This is a genomic window from Neobacillus sp. FSL H8-0543, from assembly GCF_038592905.1.
Lineage (GTDB): Bacteria > Bacillota > Bacilli > Bacillales > Cytobacillaceae > Neobacillus.
On record NZ_CP151943.1, the window covers coordinates 4,989,262 to 5,000,780 of the forward strand.

Here is an 11,519-nt window from a genome sequence, read left to right on the forward strand (position 1 = left end):
GGAGGATTCTGTGATGGAAAAAAGCAGCAAATACGCCTGGACATGGGAGATTAAAGAAGAGAAGCTCGAGGAATATATCGAGATGCATGTAAATCCATGGCCGGAAATCTTGGAGGAGCATCGTAAAGCAGGCATAAAAAATTACTCAATCTTTCAAAATGGAAACCAATTTTTTTACTGTTTTGAATGCGATGATGTGGATGCTGCGTTCGCGTATATTGCAAAAAGTGAAGCCTGTAACCACTGGAACGCGATTACATCAAAAATGGTAAAGGGGTCCTTTAACTTCATTGAACCAGAACCCATTAAGCCTCTTCATGAAGTATTCTATTTAAAATAATGAACGCAAGGAGGCAGGATAAATGGCTGCCTCCTTATTCTAACAGTCAAATTAATCATGATGGTATAACCCATATATTTCAACTTCCGAAGTTTATCCCCCTTATCCGAGGATTACCACCTTTCCAATAGTTGAAAACATTATAAAATGATAATTATATGGTTATTCTCTGTTACTTCCCTAAGATATTTCCTTTCTTACACATAAATTTGAAAACGCTACCATCACGCCTCTACTATCCTATCTTTTCATTAGATTTGTCCTATTGTAATTACATCCAGTTTTACTGGTTTGTAAAAATCCACTATAAAAGGAGGTTGTGTAAATCCCTAAAAATAACAATTGGCACAACAAAGGTTTCATGAAGAAAAAACATCGTGTCTGATGATTCATGAAAAAGGTGTCAGGCACCAAAAAGAGAAGGAGTGGACCATGGTAAAGAGAAAAAAGGTATTACCCTGCTTTTCGATTCTTATCATCCTTTTGGGGCTTTTAATTCCAGTCAATCATGTGCCTGAAAACAAAGTGTTCGCGAGTGAGGCAGAAAATAACGCGGGGGAGAGCAGTTGGAAGGACCAATGGATCAACAACGATTGGAAAGCAAAATGGATATGGGACTCTGAGAAAAGCAATCCGAATACATGGATGATTTTTCGGAAAAGCTTGGAAATTGATCGTGTTCCCAAGAAAGCCATCACAAAAATAGCTGTAGATTCGAAATACTGGCTTTGGATAAACGGTCAGCTTGTTGTCTTTGAAGGCGGCTTAAAACGAGGACCCAGCCCAGAAGACACTTATTACGACGAAGTAGATATTGCTCCATATTTAAACAGCGGAAACAACACAATTGCTGTCTTGGCTCAGTATTGGGGCAAGGATGGTTTTTCTCATAAAAGCAGCGGGAAAGCAGGTTTTATTTTCGAATCAAGTATAAATGGCGGTCTGATTATCAGTGACAATACCTGGAAGGTAAAACAGCATTCTGCTTATAAGAATCATCCGGATAACCCTAATTACCGATTGTCTGAAAGCCACGTCTATTTTGACGCCCGAGTGGAGTTAGGACAATGGTACTTAAATGAATTTAATGACTCGGAGTGGGGGAAGGCGGTTGAACTTGGCGGAGTACCTTCAGAGCCCTGGAACAATCTATGGAAAAGGCCCATCCCATTATGGAAAGACTTTGGCTTAAAGGATTTTGTCAATAACGAATCATTTCCTAAAGTCAGTGACGGAACCGTTTTAAAGGCAAGGCTTCCATATAATGCCCAGTTCACCCCATACCTCAAGGTGAAGGCCACTGCAGGCAAAGTAATTGAGATGATTCCGGATAGCTACTATGTCCCAAATGGCCCTGCTATTAAAGCTTCCTATGTGACAAAAGAGGGAATTCAAGAATATGAATCATTTGGCTGGTTTAACGGACAAGAGGTTAGCTTCCATATTCCTGAAGGGGTAGAAATACTTTCGCTCCAATTTCGTGAAACCGGCTATAAAACAGAATTTGCAGGCTCGTTTTCATCGAATGATGAATTTTACAATAAGTTGTGGGAAAAATCCTTACGCACCCTCTACATTACAATGAGGGATAACTATATGGATACTCCTGACCGTGAACGTGCGCAATGGTGGGGCGATGCTGTGAATGAAATGGAAATGGCCTTTTATTCACTTGACCCCAAATCCTATTTGCTTGGGGAAAAAGGTATAAGCAATGTCGTTGAATGGAGATCGCCTGAAGGTGCCTACCCAACCATCTCTCCATATGGTTTAAATTTCTTTGAATTGCCGGCGCAGGCCATGGCTGGAGTAACATCGTTCTGGACTCATTACGAGTATACCGGAAACAAAGAGTTAATGGAATATGTGTACCCTAGTGTAAAACAATACTTAGGTTTATATGAATTTGATGGAGAGGGAGTCGTTATTCATAGACCCGGAACCTGGGATTGGAGCGATTGGGGATCAAACATAGACCAACGTCTGATCACAAATGCCTGGTACTATATTTCCCTCCAAAGTGCCGTCAATCTTGCGAAACTGACCGGTAATGAAGAGGACGTTCCAGGCTATGAGCTTAAGATGGCTATGATACAACGGAATTTTGACCGTGTTTTCTGGAATGGCAATGAATACAGATCCCCGAATTATACGGGCAAAACAGATGACCGCGGCAACGCTCTAGCTGTAATAGCCGGCTTAGTCGATCAATCCCAATATGCTAAAGTAAAAAATGTGTTGGGCAAGCAGTTTCATGCAAGCCCATATATGGAGAAATATGTACTGGAAGCATTATTTGAAATGGGTTATGAACAAGATGCACTGACGCGGATGAAATCCAGATATACCAATATGGTAAGGGAACCGTATTCAACATTATGGGAATTCTGGGATACCGGAAGCGGAACGAAGAATCACGCCTGGTCGGGCGGTCCATTAACCCTTCTATCAAAATATGTAGCAGGGGTTTCACCCATCGAACCGGGATATGAAAAGTATCAAATCATCCCTCAACTTGGAAATTTGAATGATGTAAATGCCGTTGTCCCTACTTTAAAGGGGGATATAGGTGTAGGCATCAAAAAAACAGCTGATACTGAAATTGTAATGACAGTTAATTCCCCTGGGGATACCGAAGCTAGAATTGGCATTCCGAGATACGGAGAGTCCAACACAATCATTTATGCCGGAGATCAAGTAGTTTGGGAGGATGGCAGATTTACTGGGGAAGTGACAGGACTTAAATATTACTCCAATGATTCCAACTATATTTATGTAACTGCTGCTCCTGGAACCTGGAATTTCTCCTCAAAAGTAAAGCAGCCGGATCCGAACGCGTCCCAATTCTTACTATCCATTGACCGAGCCGAAGGCGGGAAGGTAAAGGTAGACGGAGAAGAAGTGGCCATACCATTGAAAAAGACGTTTGCAAAAGGTACAGAAGTGAAGCTTGAGGCTGTCCCTGACCAGAACAAAACATTTGTCCATTGGGATGGCAGTATTGCTAATACATCCAACCCGCTTACGGTAACCATGGATAGTGCGAAAACTATCAATGCCAACTTTACCGCAGTTAAAGAAGAAGCATACACCGAATTGGTGATTCATAACGAACCTGACTTCAGCGGTGTCATCAAAGTCGATGATGAAATTTTCAACTTGCCGTACAGAGGATTATTTGAAAAAGGAAAGAACGCAACGCTTGAAGCGATCTCAAAAGACGGGATGCAATATCAATTTTCCCATTGGAATAACGATCCTAACAATACAAAGAATCCTTTATCCGTCACATTGGATAAAGATGTGGAATTGACCGCAAACTTCAAAGATTTAATGCCAAATTTGGCGCTTCATAAGCAAGTAAATACAGTTAGAAGTCTAGAAGCCGGCAAAACTTGGAGCAAGAATAACCTGACAGATGGCCTGACCGCAGTTTCGGGTGGTGTGAACGGTTTTACAACGGATGTCTTCCCATCTACAGACATTAGTAAAGACCCGCATTGGATTGAAATTGACTTGGGACAAAACATGGATATTAATACCCTGCGGCTTTATCCAAGGACAGATGCTTTTGCGAGGGATCAGCAAACACCTAACTTTCCGGTTGATTTTACTATTGACGTCAAACCTGAAAACGGACAGTTTTCCACTGTGAAAGAGGTCAAGAATCAGCCCAATCCTAAAGGGAAGGTCCAAACCTATGAGTTTGAGACCCAAACTGCAAGATTTATCAGGGTTAAAACTACGAAACTTGGCCTTCCTGCTATTGATGAGGGGTTTCAAAATGCCTTCCGTATCCAATTGGCGGAAATATCGGTACACAAGCAATTACCGAACCTGGCCTTTAACAAGCAAGCAAAAACCAATAACAGTCTGGAAAGTTTGCCTTCGTGGTCGGTGAACAACTTGACCGATGGACAAAAGGAGTCGAATGTTGCTGTTAAAGGTTTTACAACAGATACCTATCCATCCCGTGATGTCAGCAGCAATCCACATTGGATTGAAATCGATTTAGGGAAAGAGCAATACCTCAATTTAATACGGTTATTCCCAAGAACGGACGCGTTTGCCCTGAACGAATTGACCGCAAACTTCCCTGTCGATTTTAAAATCCAATTGAAGGGTGAAACTGGGGACTATCAGACTGTTAAAGAGGTGGAAGGTCAGGAAAATCCAAAAGGAATCGTGCAATCCTATGAGTTTGAAAGACAAAATGCGAGATATATCAGAATTCAAACGACCAAACTCGGGCTTCCTGCTGCAGATGAAGGGATTTCGAATCCTTTCCGTATCCAATTAGCAGAAATCAGTGTCCACTACGTGGACCAGACACCACCAACAACAACACTTTCTGTTGACAAGCTGGAGATAAATGGATGGTTCCAATCTGATGTGAAAGTTACACTTTCTGCCGAGGATGATGCAACAACCGTTACGAAAATAGAATACCAAATTAATAATGGCGATTGGCATGAGTATAAGGAGCCTGTCACTTTCACGGAGGAAGGGAAGCATACATTCAACTATCGAAGCGTTGACAAAGAAGGGAATGTAGAGGAAGTCAAAACGAAGAGTGTCAATATCGATAAATCAAAACCCCAGCTGGAAATTAAGTTGGATAAAACCGTATTATCGCCGCCAAACCACATGCTCATTCCAATCAATTTAACCATTCAAGCCAAGGATGATGTTTCAGGTATATCATCAGTGAAGTTAATTTCTGTTACTAGCAATGAACCTGACAATGGTTTAGGTGATGGTGATACAGATAAGGATATCCAAGAAGCAGAATATGGCACAGAAGATACTGCCTTTAGTCTTCGCGCCGAACGTTCCGGTAAAGGAAGCGGAAGAGTCTATACCATTACCTACAAAGCAATCGACCAAGCCGGCAATGAGACAACCGTAACAGGCGAGGTACTCGTACCTAAATCAAACTGATGACCAAATTCTCCATTGATTCAGCGGGGTACTTCTCCCGCTGAATACATTCTTAAAAAGTTGGAAAGGGTGAAACGATGAAAACTATCATTCGGCAATACCTCCTTTTGATTTTAGTTGCTTTACTGATTATTCCGCCGTTCTCAACAACAGCGGCTAATCAGGAGGAAATAAAGTCAGCAGAAATTCAAGTAGGCCAAACCACCACCGAGTATTCGGAAAATCCGCTGGGCATTGATGTGAAAAAGCCAATGCTCAGCTGGACCCTTGAATCCGCTGAACGCGGACAAAAGCAATCAGCTTATCATGTTCTTGTTGCTTCAAGTTTGGAAAAACTTAACAATAACCAAGGTGATATTTGGGATACGGGCAAAGTGGAATCTGATCAATCTATTAATATCGCATATGGCGGGAAAGGTTTAGAATCAGCCAAACGATATTACTGGAAAGTCCGCGTTTGGGATAAAAATGATAAAGCATCCTCTTGGAGCAGTCCTTCCTGGTGGGAAATGGGGCTTCTTAATCAAGATGATTGGAAAGCAAAATGGATCAATAGCAAGGGAGCTTCTTCCATTAATAATCCAAACCAAAATTATCCTGCACGATTAGAGAATGACCGCACGCTTGGCCAAACCTTTACAATGGAGTCTAGCTTTAAAACAGTTGCCGGCAGATTCCCTACCTGGAACACGGTAGGTGCGGACATGACGTTAACCCTTTACAAGGATGGACCAAATGGTGAAGTCCTTCAACGAAAACAAATACTCGATGTTGTCGACAATGATTGGGTTTCCCTGGAATTTGAGAAGGAACTTCCAGCCGGAACCTATTATTTTGAAGCATCGGCACCTGTAGGGATCATTGGCTGGTGGAGCCATTCAGGAGATATGTTAAAGGGAGGGCAGGCCTATGCAGATGGCAAACCAGTCAACGGCGACAGAACTCTTCAAGTCGGCAAGCCGTCGGAAAACACTCCAGCCTCCTACCTGCGCAATGAATTTACAATCGAGAAAGAGGTAAAACAGGCACGGCTTTATTCCACTGCCCTTGGAATCTATGAGCCGCACCTAAATGGAAAGCATGTTGGAAAAGATCTATTCGCCCCGGGATGGACGGACTACAAAGACCGGGTTCAATATCAAACCTATGATGTAACCAAACTATTAAAAGAAGGAAAAAATGCTCTGGGTGCTATATTAGGCGACGGATGGTACTCCGGATACCTTGCGCATCTTCCGCCTGATGTTTACGGCAGCACCACTTCTTTATTGATGCAATTGGAAATTGAATATAATGATGGATCTACTGAGAGCGTCGTAACGGACAACTCGTGGAAAATAGCTGAAGGACCAATCGTCTCTCAAGACATGTTAATGGGAGAAACATTTGATGCCAGACTGGAAATGCCAGGATGGGACCAACCGGGGTTTGAGGATGCCAATTGGTCTTCGGTTAAAATGAGAAGTGACGAGGTTACTGCAAAGCTTGTCGCTCAAAGTGACCCTCCCGTACAAGTCATTGAGGAAATCAAGCCGGTCAAAATGACTGAGCCAAAACCGGGAGTCTATATCTTTGATTTAGGCCAAAACATGGTTGGTGACGTTCGGCTAAAAGTTCAAGGGGAAGCAGGAACAAAGGTTACCTTAAGACATGGAGAGGTGCTGAATCCTGATGGAACGCTTTATACTGGAAATCTCCGTTCCGCCAAAGCGACAGACTACTATATTTTAAAAGGTGATGGGGAAGAAGTTTACGAACCTACCTTTACTTTCCATGGCTTTAGGTACGTCGAAGTAGCCGGTTATCCTGGTACTCCAACACTTGAGTCCATTACGGGAAGAGTCATGCACTCCGCCATGCCTTTTACCGGAACATTTGAAACTTCAAATCCTATGATTAATCAGCTGCAAAGTAATATTATGTGGGGCCAGCGCGGGAATTTCTTAAGCATCCCGACTGACACACCTGCACGTGACGAGCGGATGGGCTGGACCGGTGATATCAACGTCTTTGTCGATACTTCCACTTTTAATATGAACGTGGCTACCTTCTTGGGAACAAAATGGCTCCAAGACCTGCGTGATGCCCAATTTGCTGACGGTGCGTTTCCAAATGTCGCGCCTGATATATGCTGCGGCGGCGGAGCGGCAGGTTGGGGAGATGCCGGAATTACGGTTCCATACGCCATTTGGCAGCGGTATGGCGACACTCGAGTAATTGAGGAAAATTATACGCCAATGACGCGCTGGATTGATTATTTAAAGAAACACAGCAGTAGCCACATCCGTCCGGCAGAAGGATTTGGGGACTGGTTGAATGTTAACGATGAAACCCCTAAAGATGTCATAGCCACAGCCTATTATGCATACAGTACCAAGCTGCTGGCGGAAATGGCCAAGGCGATTGGGAAAGATCAGGACGCACAGAAGTACCAAAATCTCGCAAATGAAATTAAAGCAGCCTTTAATAAAGCTTTTGTCAACGAAGATGGAAAGGTAAAGGGTGACACGCAGACAGCTTATGTCTTAGCACTTTATATGGATTTACTACCTGCTGAAAAACAAAAAGCTGCTTCCGATAGGCTTGTGCAGTTAATTGAAAGCCGTGATTGGCATTTATCCACAGGCTTCCTTGGCACACGCGATCTGCTGCCAGTATTAACGAAGTCAGGCCATCTTGATGTGGCGTATCGCTTGCTCAATAATGATACGTACCCATCATGGGGCTATCAAATCAAAAATGGTGCAACCACGATGTGGGAGCATTGGGGCTCGTTAAGACCGGATGGCACTTTTTCAGATCCAAGCATGAATTCCTTCAATCACTATGCCTATGGTGCAGTAGGAAATTGGATGTATCAAAACATTGCCGGATTAAAGCCTGATGGGGCTAAACCTGGTTTTAAGCATTTCTTTATTGAACCGCAGCCAGGCGGCGGCTTGACAAGTGCGAAGGCCGATTATGATTCGGTTTATGGCAAGATCGTCAGTGAGTGGGAAATCAAAGGTGATGTGTTCAACCTTCACGTAAAGATTCCTGTCAATACCACTGCAACAGTATCCATTCCGGCAGGAAATCAATGGGCCATTATGGAAGGGAAACAATCTGCATTAGATGTGGATGGTGTTAAGTTCTTAACATATGAGGATGGCAAAGCAAAATTCCTAGTAGAATCGGGATCCTATCAGTTTGCATCCGACCCGGTCGTCGGGAAGCTTGGTTATGTACTCGACCAAAGTGAAGAGTTGAAAACTTTAGCAAGCAAGGTAGATGATAAAGGTTTAACGAATCATCTGATGACAAAACTTAAAAAACTGGATGAGCAGGTTTTGAATGGGAAAACAGCTTACCTCTCAGGTGAAAAAGAAAACTTAATGCAGCAAGTGCAGGGCGGACTTGTAACAGCAACTCAACTGCAAAAATGGGCCAATACCCATGGTAAAGAGCTTGGTGCAGAGACATTAAAGGCTATGAACGGGCATTTGGCGAATATCATCGGAGCCCTTTCATCGCTAAGCTCCACTTTATATGGGGTTGACGTAAAATTAACGGAAAATATGTATACCGCTATACCTGGCAATACCTTCACCGTAAAAGCAGGAATCACCAATAATGGTAAGGAGAATATTAACAAGGTTGATTTTTCGCTAAACGTACCGGAGGGATGGAGAGCAGCGGCAGACGGAAATAGCAGCACTGGGGTTGTCAAACCTGGCGAAACATTTACGGCCGAATTTGATGTAACGGTAGCAGTTGACCAAACACCATCATCAGGACTAGTTATGGAGGCAGAAGCAAGTTTCAAACGGAATGGGGGAACAGCGGTCGTTCCGCTCGTAGCACTGGTAACAGTAGAACCGCCAGTAGCCATTACTGCCATCTCCGCTGAAAAGGATACGTTTGAACCTGGCGCTGCCACAACCGTTATGGCGACAGTAAAAAATAGAGGTAAGCTGGAAGTTTCAGGCGAAGCCCAAATCAAATTACCCGCTGGGTGGACTGCAGATGCTCAGGGAGTTGCCTATACCCTTAAAGCAGACGAAGAACGGACCGTAGAATTTAAGGTTGCTTCACCGATTGAAGCTTCAGATTCCAAACAAAAGATTGACGTGACCGCCAGTTATCATGGGGGCATCGGAGATCAGGAAAGCCTGTTCATCGCCTTAAAATTTACCAATCCTCCTGCTGTAAGCTATGACCACGTTGATGCAGGAGTAGCTGCATCTGAACAGCAGCATAATCTGAAGGCTTCTGCCCGTTCAGGTACAACCGTGGAGGCGGGACTGACTCGAAGATATGCTCAAGCAGGTGAACCAAATGCATACTTCCAATACGACATGAAAATAGAAAAAGGCAAACCGTTTATCATTCGCTCCATTGAGACATATGACGGGGTTCAAACAAAAGATTATTATGTTTTTGTTAACGGAACAAAGGTTCATACCCGCGACTACCAATCTACCGGGGCAGGAACTGTTACCTATCAATTTGTTGTCGACGATGCTGCTTTAATCAATAACGATGTGGTAACAATTCGATTCCAAGAGGATGAGGAAGGAAGAAACCACGATCCATCTATCGCGGATGTTTGGACGTTACCATTAAACTAGTGCAATAGATAAGTGCTTGCAAAAAAGCACCCCATTACGCTGCCGAACTTTGAAGAAGGTGATGGGGTGCTAAAGTGAGTTGCATCCAGCTGACAGAAAAACAATGGGAAGTGAGTTGAGATGGTTGAAAAAAAGCGTATCTTATTAGAATTTAAAGAATAAGGGGCCAATTTTGTTTTGCCCCTCAAACCTCATAATTTAGAAAGTTTTTTAAATTTTTAAAAAATTACCGAAAATCGTCCCCCTTAACCGAAAAATATCACCTTTCCCCGTTTACTAAATATCAGTAATCTATATGTAACCGCATAGCAGGAAACGCTTACAACGTGCGTTTTATAGGTTATAAGAACCACAATAGTTACATTTACAGTCAGCGGCGGGAAATGGGTTCGTGCACACCAAACGTCGGATGAGGAGCCATTTTTTGATACTAAGCAGGCTCGTCCTGTTTTGTATAAGAAACAAAAAAACAAAGGGGAGAAAAAAATGAAAAAGCTAGCTCTATTATTTACTTCGATTATGCTGGTGTTTTCCATGTTGGCAGCCTGCACCCAGTCTGCACCAAGCAGCGGGGGAAAAAGTGATCAGTCAAAAGATGGAAAGAAAAGATTTGCGATTGTCTTCAAAAACACTGGAAATCCTTATGGCGAAAAGCAAATGGAAGGATTTAAGAAAGCTATTGAAGAGCTTGGTCATGAAGCCATTCTAAAAGCTCCTGACCAGCCTACTGCAGAAGCGCAAATTCAAATGATTGAAGAGCTTATTTCACAGAAAGTAGATAGTATCGCAATTGTCGGAAATGATCCTGATGCGCTTGAACCAGCACTGAAAAAAGCCATGGACCAAGGGATTAAGGTTCTCTCTTTAGACTCTGCGGTTAATAGCAAGAGCCGTATGGTACACGTAAACCAAGCTGACCCTGAAAGAATTGGTCGCATCCAAATTCAAGCCATTTCTGAGATGATTGGCGGCAAGGGCCAGATTGCTGTACTTAGCGCGACATCTCAAGCAACCAACCAAAATACATGGATTGAGTGGATGAAAAAAGAATTAGAAGATCCAAAATACAAAGATATTGAATTGGTAAAAGTTGCCTATGGTGATGACTTACGTGATAAGAGTGTATCAGAAACAGAAGCTCTATTAAAATCTTATCCGGATCTTAAGGGAATTATTGCTCCTACTACAGTAGGGATTGCCGCTGCAGGTAAAGTGTTAACGGATAAAGGATTAAAAGGAGAAGTAAAACTAACAGGTCTTGGATTACCAAGTGAAATGGCTGAGTATATTGAAAGCGGCGTCTGTGATTGGATGTACTTATGGAACCCAATTGATGTAGGCTACTTATCTGGATTTGCAGCTGAAGCATTAGTAACCGGCAAAATCCAAGGGAAAGTCGGTGATAAATTTACTGCCGGCGACCTCGGTGAAAATGAAGTTGTGGCTGACGGCGACGGCACACAAATCATGCTCGGCGACCCGTTCAAATTTGACCCAAGCAACATCGCTGAGTGGAAAGATGTTTATTAATATTTAATTAGTATTTGGAATAAAGTAATGGCCTGTTGTTGCTCCATTTGAAGACTTCAGGCTTTTACTATGTTAAAGCAATAAAAGAGGGAGGAATT

General features: G+C 42.9%; 4 protein-coding genes. All 4 read left to right on the top strand.

The features are described 5' to 3' along the window. The first annotated feature begins 13 nt into the window (after nucleotides 1-13). A complete protein-coding gene (locus NSS81_RS24740; RefSeq protein WP_342431258.1) occupies nucleotides 14-340 on the top strand; it encodes an L-rhamnose mutarotase in 327 nt (108 codons plus the stop codon). 432 nt (nucleotides 341-772) lie between these two features. Next, the gene (locus NSS81_RS24745; RefSeq protein ID WP_342431259.1) at nucleotides 773-5,281 is read left to right on the top strand and encodes a discoidin domain-containing protein; all 4,509 of its coding nucleotides are present in this window, start codon (nucleotides 773-775) and stop codon (nucleotides 5,279-5,281) included. A 77-nt stretch (nucleotides 5,282-5,358) separates the two neighbouring features. Then, nucleotides 5,359-9,891 carry a family 78 glycoside hydrolase catalytic domain gene (locus tag NSS81_RS24750; RefSeq protein WP_342431260.1) on the top strand — a complete coding sequence of 1,511 codons (4,533 nt, stop codon included), beginning with the start codon at nucleotides 5,359-5,361 and terminating at the stop codon, nucleotides 9,889-9,891. Nucleotides 9,892-10,377: 486 nt separating this feature from the next. Next, on the top strand, nucleotides 10,378-11,421 hold the full coding sequence (gene rhaS, locus NSS81_RS24755; protein WP_342431261.1) for a rhamnose ABC transporter substrate-binding protein: 1,044 nt from the start codon (nucleotides 10,378-10,380) through the stop codon (nucleotides 11,419-11,421). The last annotated feature ends 98 nt before the right edge of the window (nucleotides 11,422-11,519 follow it).

What these genes read in the sequence shown, in the direction of transcription:
- NSS81_RS24740 (WP_342431258.1), top strand. Translation starts at nt 14, where the DNA reads ATGGAAAAAAGCAGCAAATACGCCTGGACATGGGAGATTAAAGAAGAG.
- NSS81_RS24745 (WP_342431259.1), top strand. Translation starts at nt 773, where the DNA reads ATGGTAAAGAGAAAAAAGGTATTACCCTGCTTTTCGATTCTTATCATC.
- NSS81_RS24750 (WP_342431260.1), top strand. Translation starts at nt 5,359, where the DNA reads ATGAAAACTATCATTCGGCAATACCTCCTTTTGATTTTAGTTGCTTTA.
- rhaS (WP_342431261.1), top strand. Translation starts at nt 10,378, where the DNA reads ATGAAAAAGCTAGCTCTATTATTTACTTCGATTATGCTGGTGTTTTCC.